This window comes from Streptoverticillium olivoreticuli subsp. olivoreticuli, assembly GCF_003391135.1.
Classification (GTDB): Bacteria; Actinomycetota; Actinomycetes; order Streptomycetales; family Streptomycetaceae; genus Streptomyces; species Streptomyces blastmyceticus.
Window position 1 is genome coordinate 7829555 of record NZ_CP031455.1, and the last position, 15856, is coordinate 7845410.

Below are 15856 nucleotides of genomic sequence, written 5' to 3' on the forward strand. Positions count from 1 at the left end.
CGGCCCGGGGCGGCCGACGGGCGTCAGCCGCGCGGCTTCGTCAGCAGCAGCTCGGTGTTGTGGTCGGCCGGGGCACCGATCTTCTTGTCCGGTGTGGCATAGGGGTCGTTGTAGGACAGCTCGCGGTAGAGCGCCGCGAGACCGGCCTCGGAGGTGTCGGAGAAGTCGGTGTCGTAGGGGGCCGTGGACTCCACCAGCGTGGTGAAGAGGGACAGCGTGCCGTCGCCGTTGTCGGCGATCTCGATGACCCGGGCGTGCTGCGGGTAGTCCACGTGCGACGCGGTGTTGATCTCCCAGAAGGCGCGTTCCGGCACGGTGTGGCCGTGGGCCGTGATCCGGTTCTCGTGGGTGTGGCCGTTCACCCAGGCGACGACGCCCGGAAAGCGCTGGAGGAGGGCGACGAGGGCGTTGCCGTCGTGGCGCGCCTCGAAGGGGTGGTGCGGGTCCGGCAGCAGATTGCCCATGCTCGTGCTGGTGTGGTGGCTGAAGACGACGACCAGCTGATCCGCGGACCCGCCCCTGACGACGTGGCCGTCGGTGTCGTACCAGTGGCCGCTGTGGGACTTCAGCACGGACTCCAGCCACTTCAGCTGCGTGGTGCCCACCGAACCGTCGGCGAATCCGGCCGGGTTGGTGGTGTCCAGGCTGATGCCGAGCACGCCGTCCGTGACGGGGAAGGTGTAGTACAGCTTCCCGCTGTCGGCGGCCGAGGCGGTGAAGCCGTGGCCCACGGGGCCGGGGCCGGTGTACTTCGGGTCGAGGTGCGCCGCGGCGAATTCCTTCGGGGTGAACGGCGCGCGCCGGGCGTCCGGGGTGACGCGGCGCACCGGACCGGAGTTCTTGAGCAGCTGCGCGAGCCTGAGCAAGGCCTGCGCCGGATCCCTGCGCAGGGCATCCGCCAGCTTCGCCGCCTCCGCCTGGTCGCAGCCCTCCAGCTTGCGGTCGCCGGTGTAGAGCGAGTGGAGGAGGCCGAGGTCGGGCAGTGTGCCCTCGATGCTGTCGTCGTGGTTGCCGACCGTGGAGTACCACGGGGTGCGCAGCCCCGGAGCGGTGAAGGAGCTGCCCGCGGCGGAGAGGAAGCGGGGTATCTCGGGGAAGCCCCGGCCCTTGTAGGCGTCCCGGAAGGAGGATTCCGGGTGCCAGAAGGCCGCGTTGCCCGAGTTCTGCACGCCCTCGTAGCGCGCCGGGTCACCGCTGTTCGGCGTGACGCGGCCCCCGCTCATGACGGAGAGGTACCAGTCGAGTTCGATCAGCTCGTGGTTGTCGGTGTTGTCGCCGGTCGCCATGACCAGGGAGAACGGCTGCCCCGTCCAGGGGCCGCCGGACAGCGCGTTCACCCGCTCCACCAGCGACGAGGCACCGCGCACGGTCAGCACTTCCTGCGGGCGGTGGGCGCTGTCGAGGTGCGGGGCGAGGAACTCGAAGCGCACCGGCGACTCGGTGTCGGCCAGGTGCAGGTCGGTGAACTGCACGAAGGACGCCAGCGCCGTACGCCGGCCGTCCCGGGCGGAGGCCGCCGGGGCGAGGTCGGTCCGTACGACCAGGGGCCAACCGGGGCCGGAGCGCAGGCGCTTGTAGGGGCCGCCGCCCGTCGGCGTGGCCACCTGCTCCAGCGTGGTCCCGCCGATGCGGACGGCCCGCGCGGCCGAGGCGGCCACCGCGCGGTCGCGCGCCGCCGCGCTCGCGAACCGGGTGTCCGTCAGAGCGAGCGCCGCCCCGGCGGCCGCGGCCGACGCTCCGGTGAAGAACTGCCGTCTGCTGTATGCGGACATGCCGCGCACCCCTGACTCCGTCGTTCCAGCCCCGTACTTACCGGCTGGTAATCGTCGTCGGTCAGCGCGCTGATCGGGAGGGGGTGTTCGGTGAACGAACAGCGAAGGAAAAGTGTCCGCGAAGCCGTGTCGCCGCGTCAGCCGCGCCGACGGGCGGGGCTCGCCACCGTGTCGAGACGCTCGCCGCGGGCCACCTTGGTGAGCGCCTCCGCGACCACCTCGGTCTCCTCGTCGGTGAGATACGCGGAGAAGTGGCGCCGGATGCCGCGCATGTAGGCGGGTGCGGTCGCCCGCAGCGCCTCCAGGCCCTCCTCCGTGATGACGGCCCAGACCACGCGCTTGTCCGCGCCGTCCGCGTCCTTGCGGACGAGGCCCACGCGGACCATCTCGTCGACGAGACGGCTGACCCGGGTGCGGCTGAGCACCACGCGTTCGGCGACCTCCTGCATGCGCAGTCCGTGCTCGCCGGCGGCCTTGAGCTCCAGGAGCACGTCGTACCACGTCAGGGGGACGCGGCCCTCGCGCTGCACGTCGCTCTCGATCGCGCGGACGGCTGTGTTGTGGGCGAGCAGCAGTGCTCGCCATGCCTCGATGCCCATATCCCCTTTGCTCACGGGGAAAGCATATCGGCCCTTGTGTGCGTCCGCACGCACTTGATAGTGTGTGTGCGGACGCACGGAAAACTCGAACCTCGAAGGGATGGCGACATGGTCCGCAACATCGGACGTGACGACGTCAAGAAGAAGATCGACAGCGGTGCCGTGACGGTCGTCGAGGCGCTCCCCGCCTCGTACTACGAGGAGGCGCACCTGCCCGGCGCGATCAACCTCCCGCACGACGCTGTCGACAAGCTCGCCCCCGGGCTGCTGCCCGACAAGCAGGCCGAGATCATCGTCTACTGCGCCAACGAGCCCTGCGGCAACTCCGGCATCGCCGCCAAGCGCCTGACCGAGCTCGGCTACGCCAATGTGTACGAGTACGGCGAGGGCAAGCAGGACTGGATCGACGCCGGTCTGCCGACCGAGACCGGGCCCTCCACCCGGACCGCCTGAAAGGAAGGCGAAACCCCCATGAGCAGCTCCGCTTCCCCCACCCGCCAGGTGGACGGCGTCCAACTGCCGTCCGCCGGCACGTGGAAGGTCGACCCGGGTCACGCCGAGGTCGGCTTCGTGGGCCGCCACTTCATGCTGACCAAGGTGCGCGGGCGCTTCACCGGCGTCGAGGCGTCCGTCGAGATCGGCGAGCGGCCCGAGGACAGCCGGGTCACCGCGGTCATCGACATGGCCAGCGTCGACAGCGGCGACAAGACCCGCGACGACCACCTGCGCTCGGGGGACTTCTTCGACGTGGAGAAGCACCCCAAGGCCGCCTTCGCCTCGACGTCGGTGACCTGGCAGGGCAGCAAGGGCAAGATGACCGGGGACCTGACCATCAAGGGTGTGACGCGTGCCGTCACCCTGGACGTCGACTACCTCGGCTACGCCCGGGACCCGTGGAACAACGACCGTGCGGTCTTCTCGGCGCACGGCAAGGTCAACCGCGAGGACTGGGGCCTGACCTGGAACATGGCCCTGGAGGCCGGCGGCATCCTCGTCTCCAAGGAGATCGAGCTGACGCTGGAGATCGAGACGATCCGCGAGGGCTGACCCCGGCGGACGGCACACCGCACCGCCCCGCACGCCGACGCCCCTCCGGGTGCCGCGTGCGGGGCGCTGTGCCGTCCCGGCGGCGGCCGGAAAGGGGCTCTCAACTGCGCGTCCGGTCCGGAACGGCTCTCTCTCAATTCCCCGTCGCCCGGGGCCACATGAACGGATCTTGATCTATTTCCTACAAGTAAATCGGGGCTATGAAAACGCTTGCCCGTGGTGTTGCGGGTATGGCATAGTCCTGCGCGTCGGACTTCGGTCCGTTTACGGGGGAGAAGGAACATGGCAAGGAAATTTGACCGTGTTCGCATCAGGGTGTCGGCCGACGCGGGAGAATCACCGTGATCGGGGCATCGGCGAGCGGTAGCAGAAAAGATCATTGGATTCCGGGGGGCATCCACACGGTTGACGGGCACAGACTCGCCCTGCCCGGGCGCGCGTAGCCGCCGACGAGCCACAAGGCAATCCGGAGCCGGTCACCGGCCCGGCACGACCGAGTGGCCGCACGCCTCAAGGCGGCACCCACCCGGATGAATTGCGCCCCGCGCGGCAGAACAATACGCGGCTGCGCAATTTCTTCCACGCTCCGGCGGGCCGGTGCGTCGGCGTCGCGCCGCGCACCGTATACGGGGCGTTCCCACGGCGAAATCCCGGCGACGGAGCCGAGCACCTTCGGCGGCGCGGCCGGGCGAGCGGAGCAGCGCCACGGACCGCGCCGGACCCGGCCGGCCCGATCACCGACCGTGTGCACGGGAGGAACCATGAACCACAGCGGCACCCGCACCAGTTCACCCGAGAACCTCACCGACGGGGCCCTCGTCGACCTCACCCAGCACGAGATCCAGGCGCTGCGGACCGAGTTCAACCTCGCCGACGCCCACACCCACCAGCGGCAGTCGGCCAGCCAGCGGCAGATCGTCGAACGGCTCCCGCAGCTGTGGTACGAAGCGGAAGAAGGTCTCCAGGAGACCTACGAACAGCGGTTCGTCGACGCCTTCTTCCGCCTGCACCGGCAGCCGACCGCACTGGCGCGGAAGAAGACCATGCTCTCCTACGCCGCGTCCATATCGACGATGGTCGTCGGCATGTACCTCAAACGCCGGCGGATGGCGGTGACCCTCATCGAGCCGTGCTTCGACAATCTCTACGACGTGCTCGCCAATATGGGGGTGCCGCTCCACCCCGTCGACGAATCGGCGTTCGCCGACCCCGACCGGATCTACCAGGAGCTCAAACGCCGGGTCCGCACCGACGCGCTGTTTCTGGTAGACCCGAACAATCCCACCGGGTTCAGCCTGCTGAAACACGGCCGGAAGGGATTCGAGGAAGTCGTCCGCTTCTGCAAGGACCACGGCAAGCTGCTGGTGATTGATTTCTGCTTCGCCTCCTTCACGCTATTCGATCCCGACGTCGCCCGGTTCGACATGTACGAGCTCCTGGAGAATTCAGGCGTCAGCTACCTGGCGATCGAGGACACCGGGAAGACCTGGCCGGTGCAGGACGCGAAATGCGCCATGCTCACCGTCAGCGACGATATCCACGAGGCGGTGTACAACCTCCACACCAGTGTGCTGCTCAATGTCTCGCCGTTCGTGCTGAACATGCTCGCCGAGTACATCGAGGACTCCATCGAGGACGACCTCTCCTCGGTCCGCGACGTCCTCACCCGCAACCGCGAGACCGCCCGGAAGGCCCTGGACGGGACGATCCTGGAGTACCAGGAGCCCGTGGTCAACGTGAGCGTCGCCTGGTTCAGGATCGACCACCCCGAGCTGACCGCCACCGAGCTGCAGCGCGAACTCACCGCCGACGGGCTCTACCTGCTGCCCGGCCGCTACTTCTACTGGAGCGAACCCGGCAAGGGCGAGAGCTATCTGCGGATCGCCCTCGCCCGCGACCCGCAGATGTTCTCCACCGCGATGACCCGCCTCGCCGCCGCGCTGGACCGCCATGCCCGGTGAGCTCCGCACGACGTATGTGGACGCCACCCTGTTCCTCGGCATGAACAGCGCCGACGAGGCGACCCGGATCGCCTGCAAGTCCTTCTTCGCCACCCGCCTCCACGGCCGGGTCGCGATGAGCCTGGAACAGGTGGGCCGCTGCGACGACCTGGTGTGGCGCTTCCCGCGCGAACTCCAGGACGCCTACTACCCCTTCATGGACAACCTGCACACCGACATGCGCATCGACCGCCTCGGCTACACGCGCGAGGACATCGGGGCAGGGCTCGGCGCGCCCGCCGCGGCGGGCCTGCCCGTGCACGAGCAGCTGCTGGCCGGCATGGTCCTGCGCCGCGACGGCGTCCTCCGCTCGGTCAGCCCCCGGCTGCTCGCCCGCCGGGCGCTGCCCGTCCTCGCGCCCGAACCGGGACCGGAAGTCGCCTTCCCCGAGGACCTGGAGAAGCTCTACCGTGCATCGCTCGCCCTGCGGATCCCGCACGAGCGGCTGTGGGGGGAGGACTGATGTACCACGGAGTGACGGTCGCCCTGGTGACCCCGCTGTCCGACCGGGACGAGGTGTCCCGGCGGGACGTCGCCCGCCTCGTCGACTCGGTGCGGCCCCATGTCACCGCCCTGCTCCCGGCGTTGAGCACCGGCGAGGGCTGGGCCCTGACCGACCGTCAGTGGCAGGACATGGTCGCCCACACGCTCGACCGCGCGGACGGGCTGCCGGTGCTGGCCGGCATCCAGCGGCCCAGCACGGCCGAGGTGGCCGCGCGGGCCCGCACCGCGGCCCGCCTCGGCGCCGCCGCGGTCGTCACCACCACCCCGTACGGGCCGGACGTCACCCAGCAGGAGATGTACGACCACTACGCGGCCGTCTCGGAGACCGCCGGGCTGCCCGTCGTCGTCTACCACGAGTCCGAGATCTCCGGGAACACCATCGAGCCCGGCACCCTGCTGAAGATCTGCGCCCTGCCGGGCGTGGCCGCCGTCAAGGACTCGGCGGGCTCCGCGGCGGCCACCCGCGCCCTGCTCGCCGCCGACCCCGGGGTGCCGGTCCTCCAGGGCCTGGAGCACCTCGTGGGCGAGTGCGGGGACGTCGACGGCTGGGTCATGGCCCTCGCCAACGTCGAACCCGCCCTCTGCGCCACGGCGTTCGGCGCCCGGCCGGTGTACAACGCGGCCGTACACGAAGCCTGCGAGCGGCACGGGCTGGACCGGGCCGACTGGTACCGCGCCCTCAAATCCGAACTCCACCGCCGCCGGGTGATCGGCACCGGCCGTACCGCGACACCGGAAGGGAGCCGCGCATGAGGACCGAGCCGGCGGACAGCGACCTCAAGCGGCTGTTCGTCCACAACCGCTCCCTGCCCGACACCCGGACCTACGCCGAGATCGAGCGGATCGAACGCGACTGGATCGTGCCCCTGGTGGCCCGCCTCGAGGAGACCACGCCACCGCTCGCCTCCCGCGCCGAATGGGTCGAGGCGCTCGACGAGCTGCTGGCACAGGAGAGCGCGGGCACCCCGGCCGGACACTACCTCGCGGAGAAGGCGACGCTCGGTCAAATGACGGCGGTCGTCGCGGAGTTCGCCCCGGACGGCCTCACCGAGGCGCAGAACTTCTTCCCCGCCATACCCCGGCTGCCCATCCGCGCGCAGATGGCCGTGATGCGGGTGCTCATCGACGAGTTCGGCTGCGGCAACCTCCAGCAGGCCCACTCCCAGCTCTACCGGGAGCTCCTCGCGGAGCTCGGCCTCCCGCTCGAACTGGACGCCTATCTGGACCGCACCAGCGACGAGACCTACGCGTTCCTCGACGTCTTCTACTGGCTCACCCAGCGCGCCCCGCACATGGAGTACTTCCTCGGCGCCCTCGCCTATCTGGAGGCCAGCATCCCGTCCGCCTTCACCGTCCAGGCCCGCGCCTGCGAGCGGCTCGGCATCGCCCACGGCCGGTACTACACCGAGCACCTGCACATCGACACCTTCCACCGCAAGGAGATGCAGGTCGCCATCCGGGAGTACGAGGCCGCCCACGGCCTGGACCCCACCCGGCTGTGGGTCGGCGCGCTGTTGCTGTCCGAACTCATCGGCACCGCCTTCGAGACGGCCGTCGAGCGGGCCCGGGAGGCGGCGTGAGCGAGAAGGGCCCCACCGTCGAACCGCTGCCGGGGGAGTGGGTGCGCGTCACCGTCGACGGTCGGGCGTACGAGATCGCGGCGGCCTGTCCGCACCGCGAGGGCCGGCTCGTCCACGGCTACGTCAACGCCCACACCCTGCGCATCACCTGCCCCCTGCACCGCTCCACCTTCGACCTCGTCACCGGCCGTCAGGTCTCGGGCCCCTGCGCGGGCCCGCTCCCGGTCCGCCCCGCCGGGCACGGCACCACGGACACCGCCCCGGCGCAAACGCAAGGAGAGCGACAGTGACCACCACGGCCGACGGCCCGGCGTACACCGCCGAACAGGTCTGGCTGCCCGCCTCCGAGCGGCTCACCGACTGGGACTTCGCCTTCCACGACCTGATGCTCGGCGACGACCTGCGGATGGAGGCCTTCCGCGCCGCCGTCCTGGAGGCCGTACGCCCCGGCACCACCGTCCTCGACCTGGGCACCGGCACCGGCATCCTCGCCCAGTGGGCCCTGGAGGCGGGCGCCCGCCGGGTCTACGGCATCGAGCTCAACGCCGACGTGCTGCGCACCGCCCGCGACCGGGTGGCGGCAGCGGGCCACGGCGACCGGTTCCTCCCCGTCCACGGCCTCTCCTTCGACGTGGACCTGCCCGAGCGGGTCGACGTCGTCATCTCGGAGATCATGGGCAACCTCGCCGACAACGAGGGGTTCGCCACGATCCTCGCCGACGCGCGCCGCCGCTTCCTCGCGCCCGGCGGCGCGATGCTCCCGCGGCGGGTGGAGAGCTACCTCGTCCCGGTGACCGCCGCCCGCGCCCACGCCCAGGTGCGGGCCGGCACCCCGCAGGACGGCGGCGGGGCCGGCCGGTTCGCCGAGCTGCTGCGCGACCGGGGGGCCCGCGGCCCGTTCGACCTCTACTACGACGTGGTCCTGCCGCTGGACGGCCACCTCTCCGCGCCGCGGATCGTCCGCATCTACGACCTGGAGCAGGGGGAGCCGTCCGCGACGTACGAAGTGCCGCTCGTCTTCACCGTGCACCGTGACGGGGTGCTGAGCGGCTTCAAGGGGTACTTCGTGGCGACGCTCTCGGACACGGTGGCCCTGGACATATCCGGTGACGGGATCGCGGAGCGGACGGCCTCCGACAGCTGGAAGCACTGTTTCCTGCCGATCGAGGACCAGGTTCCGGTGCGGCGGGGGGACCGGGTCGTGCTCACGTTCTGCCGGAGCGGCACGGACGGGCCCTTCGGGCAGAGCTACCGGTGGGAGGGGCGGGTCCTCTCGGAGGGGAAGGAGGTCGCGCGGTTCGCGCACAGCACTGCCGCGTGACCGGTGCCGACCGGCCTGACCCCGCACCCCGCACCACCCACACATCACCCACAAGAGCAAGCGCAACGTACGACATCACGGGGGAGCACAACTGATGGCAACACCCATTCGCACGTACGACGTCGTCGCCCTGCACGTCCCCATCGCCTACAACGCGTTCGGCGACTACGACTCCAACGGCGCCCTCTACACGCTCGCCGACGACGCGGAGGAGCTGCGGTCCCTCGCGGCGACCTGGCCGTCGCCCTTCCCGGACTACCTCAAGGAGCCCGAGCGGGTGCCGGAGCCGCACCCGCTGGCCCGGCCCCTCGTCCTGCGGGTGCGCCGCGGCGAGCGGCTGCGCGTGCGCCTGACCAACGAGCTCGACCGCCCCACGGGCATCACCATGCAGGGCGTGCAGTACGACGCCCGCACCCAGGACGGCCTGGCCGTCGGGCTCAACCCCGACTCCAGCGTCCCGCCCGGCGGCACCCGCACCTATGAGTGGACGTGCGAGCACGAAGGGGTCTTCCACTTCGGCGACATGGCCGACCCGCGCGGTGAGGGCGCCCAGAGCCACGGCCTCATCGGCGCCCTCGTGGTGGAGGCGCGGGACGCCACCTGGAGCGACCCGGAGACCGGCAGCGACCTCGCGTCCGGGCTCTACGCGGACGTGCACCTGCCCGACCGCAGCTTCCGCGAGTTCGTCATCTTCATGATGGAGTACCCCAGCAACGACAACCCCGCCGACGTCTCCGCCCTGATGCCCATGGGCGGGATGCACTCCATGGACACGCCGGCCGGCCCGGCCCACGCGGCCCCGGCCGCCCCCCTGTCCCCGGGCCTGCGGGCCGCGGGCGGCCGGGGCCCGGACACCCTCGCCGACCTCACCCCGCCCAACCTCGCCATGCTCCCGGTCAACCTCCGCATCGAGCCCATGGAATGGCGGATGTACCGCTACCAGCAGATGCTGGACAGCGGGCGGCTCGACCCGGTGCGCGACGCCCAGACGGGCGAGGAGATGCACCACAGCTCGTGGATGTTCGGCGACCCCGCGACCCCGGTCCTGCGCGGCTACCAGGGCGACCCCGCGGTGATCCGGCTGGTCCACGGCGGCATGCGCGACACCCACGTCTTCCACACCCACCTCCACCAGTGGCGCACCGACCCGGCCGACCCGCAGTCCCCGATCGTGGACTCCGTCAGCATCAGCCCCCAGGAGGGCCTGACCCTGGAGCTGATCGGCGGCCTCGGCTCCGCTCAGGCGGCCGTCGGCGACGCGATCTGGCACTGCCACATGTACGTCCACTTCCACATGGGCATGTGGGGCCTCTTCCGGATGTTCGACACCCTCCAGGACGGCACCGGGACCTACCCCGACGGCACCCCGATCACGGCCCTCGCCCCGCTCCCGCACCGCGCCCCGCCGCCGCTGCCCACGCCCGAGAGGCCCGGCTTCCCGAACTTCATGCGGGAAGTCGCCTCCTACCCGCAGAAGTCGCCCCGGCCGCCGCGCACCCCGCACCAGCCCATCGGCATGGGCCGCGAGCCCAGCCCGCTGGAGGCCGCCGCCTTCTGCCCGGACCCCCAGCCCGGCGAGGCCTTCACCAAGATCGGCCCACCGGACGCGCCCGTACGCCGCTACCACCTGGTCGCCACCACCGGCACCGTCTACTACCACGGCGACCCCACCGCCGAGCACGGCATGACCTGGCACGACCACCGCGGACACTTCTTCGTCCTCGCCGAGGAGCTCGAGGAGGCGGGCGGGCTCGAGGAGTTCCGGCGGCAGCTCGAGGCGGGCGAGCGCACGGTCGAGCCCCTGGTCATCCGGGCCCGCAAGGGCGAGGTCCTGGAACTCACCCTCACCAACGCGCTGCCCACCGGCCCCCAGAAGGAGAGCGCCTTCGACCCCCGGCTGCCCTTCCAGCCCGAGTGCGGACTCCACACCCACCTCGTCAAATACGACCCCCTGATCTCCGACGGCTCCAGCATCGGCTGGAACTACATCTCCGGCACCACCACCGTCGACCAGGGCGCGGAGGACTTCGGCCGCTACAACTCCTGGACCTACCGCTGGTATGTGAACGAGGAGTTCGGCACCGTCTTCTTCCACGACCACCTGCTCGCCAACTACCGCCAGCGCCACGGCCTCTTCGGCGCGATGATCGCCGAGGCCGAGGACGCGCAGTGGTTCGAGCCCGCCGACGGGACGACTCCGCTGCGCCGCGGCACCCAGGCCGTCGTGAAGCGCCCGGAGGGCCAGTTCCGCGAATTCGTGCTGGCCGTCGCCGACTTCGTGCCCCTCGTCGAGCACATGCAGATGGACGGCGCGCAGATGACCGGTGGCCACGGCGGGCCCATCAACCCGCCCCCGACCCCCGGCGCCCCCGACGACCAGGGCGTGATGGCCGTCAACTACCGCTGCGAACCCCTGTCGGAGCGCGGCGGCGACCCGGCCGACTGGTTCGCCAGCAGGGTCCACGGCGACCCGGGCACCCCCCTGCTCCACGCCTACCCCGGTGAGCAGATCCGGCTGCACGTCCTCCAGGGCTCGCACGACCTCCAGCACAGCTTCACCACCAACGGGCTGCGCTGGCGCGAGTGGCGCGGACGCCCCGACACCCCCTGGCGCGGCCAGCGGACCCTGGGCATCTCCAACACCGCCGACCTCGACCTCGACCCCCGGCAGGGGCCGGGCGACCACCTCTGGTCCTTCGGCGCGACCGACGACCTCTGGCTGGGCTGCTGGGGACTCCTGCGCCTGCACGGCAGCCCCCGGCCGGGCCTCGCCGCCCTGCCCTCCGCCGCCCCGGCCCTCGGCCACCTGCCGCCCAAGCAGCTCGTCCGCCGCTTCACCGTCCGCGCCAAGGCCCGCGACATCCTCTACAGCGACAAGCGCGTCGACCCGTACGGGCTCGTCTACGAGGTCGACGGCGAGGAGCGGCAGGGCCCGCTGGTGCTGCGCTGCCGGGAGGGCGAATGGGTCGAGGTGACCCTGATCAACGAGCTGGACGGGCCGCCGCCCGCGAGCGCCTTCGACCCCCCGCTGCTGGCCAAGGACGACCCCGGCTCCCGGGTGCTGTCCGGCCGGGTGTCCCTGCACCCGACCCGCCTGCGCTACGACGTCCTCACCGACGACGGCGCCCACGTCGGCCACAACGAGGACGGCACCGTCAAGCCCGGCGGCTCGCGCACCTACCACTGGTACGCCGCCGAGCCCGGTGTGGCCCTGCTGCGCGACCAGGCCGACGTGGTCTCCCACATGCGGCGCGGCCTGGTGGGAGCGCTGGTGGTGGAGGCCGCGGACGCCACCCCCTACGACCCGGACTCCGGCGAGGAGCGCTGGACCGGCGAACGGGCCGTCGTCCGCAGGCTCAACGCGGAGCCGGTGCACGAGCTCGTGCTGGTCCCCCAGGACGGGCTGCGGCTCTTCCACGACGGCGACCTCACCCAGCCCGTCGCCGATCTGTTCTCGGACAGCAGGGACGACGACGGCCAGAAGGCGTACAACTACCGCACCGCCGCCCTGCACCCGCTCCACCCGGTGCTGGCGGACCCGGCGCCGCCCACCCCGCTGCTGCAGTGCCGGGCCGGCGACCAGGTCGCGATCCACCTCGCCGTCGGCGGGGCCCGCAGCCGCAACCAGTGCTTCACCGTGCACGGCCAGGTGTGGGACGGCTCCGAGACCGGCCGGGGACCGTACGTCTCGACCATCGGCGCCCTCGCCGCGGGCAGCACCCGCACCGTCCGCTTCCGCGCCAACTACCCCGGCGACTACGCCTACCGCACCGGCAATCTGCACTGGGGCGTCTGCGAGGGCTGGTGGGGGCTGCTGCGCGTGACGGAAACGCCGTGACGGCGCGTCGTACGCCATGACAAGGTGCCCGGAGCGGGCAACGCCGTGACGGTGCCCGCTCCAGGCACTCCCCGTGAGGAGAGACGTGAAGCACATACCGCACACCACGGCCGCCGGCAGAGACCCCCGGCTGCCGCACACCCCGGACACCCTCGTCGTCTTCACCGACCTGAACTGCTCCTTCGCGCACATCGCCGTGCACCGCCTGCACACGACGCGGCGCCGGCTGGGGCTGGAGGGCCGCATCCACTTCGACCTGCGGGCCTTCCCGCTGGAGCTGTTCAACGAGGAGGTCAACGCCCGCCCCGGCGTGGACTCGGAGATCTCGGTGCTCGGCGCGCTGGAGCCGGACGCGGGCTGGCGGCTGTGGCAGGGCCCGGACTGGACCTACCCCGTCACCACACTGCCCGCGCTGGAGGCGGTCGAGGCGGCCAAGGCACAGGGGTGGCAGGCGAGCGAACAACTCGACCTGGCCCTGCGGCGCGCCTTCTGGGCGCAGGGCCGGTGCATCTCCATGCGGCACGTCATCCTCGACACGGCGCGCGCCACGGGGGTGGTGGACGTGGAGGCGCTCGCCGACGCGCTGGACACGGGGCGGGCCCGGCGGGCGGTGATCGAGCAGTACCGCGCGGCGTGCGACGGGAGGGTGCGGTGCAGTCCGCACGTCTTCCTGTACGACGGTACGGATTGCTCGAACCCCGGTGTGTCCGCGCGGTGGGTGAACGGTGACTTCGGCGTCGGCTCGCCGGTGATCGACGAGGACCGGCCCGCGGTGTACGAGGAGTTGCTGACGCACGCGGCGAAGTTGCTGCCCTAGCCGTGTCCGACGGGGCTCTGCCCCTGACCCCGGTCCTCGGCCGACGGGCGGACTCGATGCGGCTGACGCGGGGCGCGGGGGCGGTGGTCGCGGGTGCGGACGTGGAAGGCCGCCGTGCCCAGCAGCCAGCTCCCCGCGAACCACGCGGGCCCCAGCAGCAGTTGCGGCCACGGCACCGAGTCCGTGAAGCCCGCCGCCATGCTCACCTGCGTCGGCCCGTACTCCGGCAGCAGATAGACCCCGTCCTTGCTCGCCGCCGGGTTGCTGATCGGGTTCTGGAGCATCGTGTCCAGCAGGCTGACCATGATGATGACGAACATGCCCGCCAGCTCGCCGCGCAGGAACGCGCCCAGCAGGATGCCGATCCCGCCGTAGGCGACCGCCGCGGTGAACAGCCCGATCGCCAGCAGGTCGGGCTGTGCCGGGTCCCAGTAGCAGCAGACCACGGCCGTGGCGTAGCCCGAGATCAGGGCGGCCGCCAGCGTCATCGCGACGACCTTGGCGATCAGCAGGTGGAGCCGGGGATAGCCCGCGAGCACCAGCCGGCCGTCGAAGGCCAGGGACTTGAACGTCGTCATGAACATCATGAAGCCGACGATGAGCGTGACCGTGTTGACCGCCCCGGACACCATCGTGAGGTGGCCGCCATTGACCGTCAGCCGCGCCCCGGTCGCGCGCAGCAGGAACGTCGCGGGCTCCGACGTGACGAACCAGTGCTCCAGCGTCAGCCACAGCGGGATGTAGAACACGACCAGGACGAGCGCGAAGCGGTTGCGGGCGTGTTCCAGCAGGGCGAAGCCGATGGCCGTGGTGAGCCGCGAACGGGCCCGGCTCACCGCGCCGCTCCCGAGCCCGCGGTCGTGCCCCGGCCGGGCTCCCAGCGGGCCGCGACCCCTTCGCGCAGCCGGTGCAGCTCGTCCAGCCGCTCGGTGTCCCAGGCCAGATGGGAGACGACGAGGACACAGCGCCCCCGGTCCCGGAGCCGGGCTGCGAGGTCCCAGAACCGCAGGTACGTCTCCCAGTCGAAGCCCTGGTAGGGCTCGTCGAGCAGCAGCACCTGCGGGTCGTGCATCAGGGCCAGCGTCAGATTGAGCTTCTGCCGGGTGCCGCCGCTCAGGGCGTCGACCCGGGTGCGGCGGTACTCGGTGAAGTGGAGCTCCTCGATGAGCTCCTCAGCACGGTCCACATTGTCGAGGCCGTAGGCGGACCGGAAGTAGCGCACGTGCTGCTCCACGGTGAGGAAGTCGTTGAGCACCGTGTCCTGGGGGCAGTAGCCCAGCGCCCCCAGGTGCGCCACCCCGCCTGCGTCGGCGGCGATCTGCCCGCACAGGATGCGCAGCAGCGTCGTCTTGCCCGCGCCGTTCTCCCCGACCAGCCCGGCGAGGGTGCCCGGCGCGAGGGTGAGCGAGACGCCCCGCAACACCTCGTGGGTTCCGTACGACTTGTGCACGTCGCGCACGCTCAGGGCATGCGGTGTTCCTGGCATGGAGCTGTCCCTCGGCCTCGGATCCCCCTGTCCTCAACGACCCGCGGGGGAATCCGTTGCGCCGGCCGGCCATCGGCCGGCCTCCCCTCGATGCTGCGACTCCGCGTTGCGTACGGTGTGTGTTTGATGTGAATACCGTCAGTCACGGATCAGCAGCACGACGCACGACGCCACGGCGGCGAGGACGATCGCCGCGATGCCGTAGGAGACGCGGTGGTGGCGCAGCACGGGGAGGTAGTGGTCGACCGCGTGGCGGCCCGGGCCGGTGAGCGCGAGGGCGGCGGCGGTGACGGCGATCAGGAGCGTGAACTCCACGCCCTGCGGAGCGAAGAACCCGCCGTCCCAGGTCACGTCGAGCGCGTTGATCATCGTGCCGAGGACCGCCGCCGCGGCGAGCGGGGTGAGCAGCCCGAGGAAGATCCCGGCGCCGCCGAGGCCCTCGCTCAGACCGGCGACGACGGCCATGACCTTGCCCGCCGGATAGCCGAGTTGGGTGAAACCCTTCCCCGTCCCGTCGATCCCCGCGCCGCCGAACCAGCCGAAGAGCTTCTGCGCGCCGTGCGCCATCATGATCAGGCCGAGCATGAGGCGCAGCAACAGGATCCCCGCGGAGAACGCGGTCGCGGACGAGTCGGGCGCCTGCCCGGCGAGAGGGTGTCTGCTGCGGAAAGCCATGGTGGGTGCCTGCCTTCTCCGGGTGTCCGGTCGTCGGGTGTCCCGTGCGCCCCCCGGCCCCCCTGGGGCTCAACTCCCAGTGTCTCCCCGTACGGCCCCGAGAGCGCGCCCTCTGTCGGACAGGCGTGCGACACGCCGCACCCTTTCCCCATGGGCGGGCCATGAAAGCCCCAAGGATCCGGCGCCAGGTAAAGCATTCGGCATCAAGGGACAAACG

The 15856-nt window shown here is 71.3% G+C and carries 15 protein-coding genes; 10 read left to right on the top strand and 5 right to left on the bottom strand.

The window, feature by feature from the left end:
• Positions 1-23: 23 nt before the first annotated feature.
• Both DXZ73_RS33955 and DXZ73_RS33960 read right to left on the bottom strand, forming a co-directional pair.
• Positions 24-1772, bottom strand: coding sequence for a TIGR03767 family metallophosphoesterase (locus DXZ73_RS33955; protein ID WP_116216056.1), 1749 nt, complete (start codon positions 1770-1772; stop codon positions 24-26).
• Between the two features lie 137 nt (positions 1773-1909).
• Positions 1910-2386 carry a MarR family winged helix-turn-helix transcriptional regulator gene (locus DXZ73_RS33960; protein ID WP_240351610.1) on the bottom strand — a complete coding sequence of 159 codons (477 nt, stop codon included), beginning with the start codon at positions 2384-2386 and terminating at the stop codon, positions 1910-1912.
• Between the two features lie 93 nt (positions 2387-2479).
• Here DXZ73_RS33960 and DXZ73_RS33965 point away from each other — a divergent pair, with 93 nt between their 5' ends.
• The 10 genes from DXZ73_RS33965 (at position 2480) to DXZ73_RS34010 (ending at position 13478) form a co-directional block, all read left to right on the top strand.
• Positions 2480-2824 (top strand): rhodanese-like domain-containing protein, encoded by a 345-nt coding sequence (locus tag DXZ73_RS33965; RefSeq protein ID WP_116214777.1) that lies wholly within the window; start codon positions 2480-2482, stop codon positions 2822-2824.
• Positions 2825-2842: 18 nt separating this feature from the next.
• Positions 2843-3418, top strand: coding sequence for a YceI family protein (locus tag DXZ73_RS33970; protein ID WP_116214778.1), 576 nt, complete (start codon positions 2843-2845; stop codon positions 3416-3418).
• 761 nt (positions 3419-4179) lie between these two features.
• A complete protein-coding gene (locus tag DXZ73_RS33975) occupies positions 4180-5379 on the top strand; it encodes an aminotransferase class I/II-fold pyridoxal phosphate-dependent enzyme (protein ID WP_116214779.1) in 1200 nt (399 codons plus the stop codon).
• Complete coding sequence (locus DXZ73_RS33980; RefSeq protein ID WP_116214780.1) at positions 5369-5881, top strand: DUF6190 family protein; 513 nt, start codon at positions 5369-5371, stop codon at positions 5879-5881. The genes DXZ73_RS33975 and DXZ73_RS33980 overlap by 11 nt, the downstream gene beginning before the upstream one ends.
• On the top strand, positions 5881-6675 hold the full coding sequence (locus DXZ73_RS33985; protein WP_116214781.1) for a dihydrodipicolinate synthase family protein: 795 nt from the start codon (positions 5881-5883) through the stop codon (positions 6673-6675). Before DXZ73_RS33980 ends, DXZ73_RS33985 begins: the two co-directional genes overlap by 1 nt.
• Positions 6672-7502, top strand: a complete 831-nt coding sequence (locus DXZ73_RS33990; protein WP_116214782.1) for an iron-containing redox enzyme family protein — start codon at positions 6672-6674, stop codon at positions 7500-7502. The genes DXZ73_RS33985 and DXZ73_RS33990 overlap by 4 nt, the downstream gene beginning before the upstream one ends.
• Positions 7499-7792, top strand: coding sequence for a Rieske (2Fe-2S) protein (locus DXZ73_RS33995; RefSeq protein ID WP_240351611.1), 294 nt, complete (start codon positions 7499-7501; stop codon positions 7790-7792). Before DXZ73_RS33990 ends, DXZ73_RS33995 begins: the two co-directional genes overlap by 4 nt.
• Positions 7789-8823 carry a methyltransferase domain-containing protein gene (locus tag DXZ73_RS34000; RefSeq protein ID WP_240351612.1) on the top strand — a complete coding sequence of 345 codons (1035 nt, stop codon included), beginning with the start codon at positions 7789-7791 and terminating at the stop codon, positions 8821-8823. The genes DXZ73_RS33995 and DXZ73_RS34000 overlap by 4 nt, the downstream gene beginning before the upstream one ends.
• Positions 8824-8917: 94 nt before the next feature.
• Positions 8918-12661: a multicopper oxidase domain-containing protein gene (locus DXZ73_RS34005; protein WP_116214783.1), complete on the top strand. Its 3744-nt coding sequence runs from the start codon at positions 8918-8920 to the stop codon at positions 12659-12661.
• A 94-nt stretch (positions 12662-12755) separates the two neighbouring features.
• On the top strand, positions 12756-13478 hold the full coding sequence (locus DXZ73_RS34010) for a DsbA family oxidoreductase (RefSeq protein ID WP_116216059.1): 723 nt from the start codon (positions 12756-12758) through the stop codon (positions 13476-13478).
• Here DXZ73_RS34010 and DXZ73_RS34015 read toward each other — a convergent pair.
• The 3 genes from DXZ73_RS34015 to DXZ73_RS34025 form a co-directional block, all read right to left on the bottom strand.
• On the bottom strand, positions 13475-14314 hold the full coding sequence (locus DXZ73_RS34015) for an ABC transporter permease (RefSeq protein ID WP_116214784.1): 840 nt from the start codon (positions 14312-14314) through the stop codon (positions 13475-13477). The genes DXZ73_RS34010 and DXZ73_RS34015 overlap by 4 nt on opposite strands.
• Entirely contained in the window at positions 14311-14964 is a 654-nt protein-coding gene (locus DXZ73_RS34020) for an ABC transporter ATP-binding protein (RefSeq protein WP_116214785.1), read from the bottom strand. Before DXZ73_RS34020 ends, DXZ73_RS34015 begins: the two co-directional genes overlap by 4 nt.
• Before the next feature lie 138 nt (positions 14965-15102).
• Positions 15103-15639 carry a DoxX family protein gene (locus DXZ73_RS34025; RefSeq protein WP_116214786.1) on the bottom strand — a complete coding sequence of 179 codons (537 nt, stop codon included), beginning with the start codon at positions 15637-15639 and terminating at the stop codon, positions 15103-15105.
• Between the last annotated feature and the right edge of the window lie 217 nt (positions 15640-15856).

Bases quoted from the DNA above. Each gene is read 5' to 3' on its own strand.
- DXZ73_RS33955 (WP_116216056.1), bottom strand. From the start codon at position 1,772: ATGTCCGCATACAGCAGACGGCAGTTCTTCACCGGAGCGTCGGCCGCG.
- DXZ73_RS33965 (WP_116214777.1), top strand. From the start codon at position 2,480: ATGGTCCGCAACATCGGACGTGACGACGTCAAGAAGAAGATCGACAGC.
- DXZ73_RS33970 (WP_116214778.1), top strand. From the start codon at position 2,843: ATGAGCAGCTCCGCTTCCCCCACCCGCCAGGTGGACGGCGTCCAACTG.
- DXZ73_RS33975 (WP_116214779.1), top strand. From the start codon at position 4,180: ATGAACCACAGCGGCACCCGCACCAGTTCACCCGAGAACCTCACCGAC.
- DXZ73_RS33980 (WP_116214780.1), top strand. From the start codon at position 5,369: ATGCCCGGTGAGCTCCGCACGACGTATGTGGACGCCACCCTGTTCCTC.
- DXZ73_RS33985 (WP_116214781.1), top strand. From the start codon at position 5,881: ATGTACCACGGAGTGACGGTCGCCCTGGTGACCCCGCTGTCCGACCGG.
- DXZ73_RS33990 (WP_116214782.1), top strand. From the start codon at position 6,672: ATGAGGACCGAGCCGGCGGACAGCGACCTCAAGCGGCTGTTCGTCCAC.
- DXZ73_RS34005 (WP_116214783.1), top strand. From the start codon at position 8,918: ATGGCAACACCCATTCGCACGTACGACGTCGTCGCCCTGCACGTCCCC.
- DXZ73_RS34020 (WP_116214785.1), bottom strand. From the start codon at position 14,964: ATGCCAGGAACACCGCATGCCCTGAGCGTGCGCGACGTGCACAAGTCG.
- DXZ73_RS34025 (WP_116214786.1), bottom strand. From the start codon at position 15,639: ATGGCTTTCCGCAGCAGACACCCTCTCGCCGGGCAGGCGCCCGACTCG.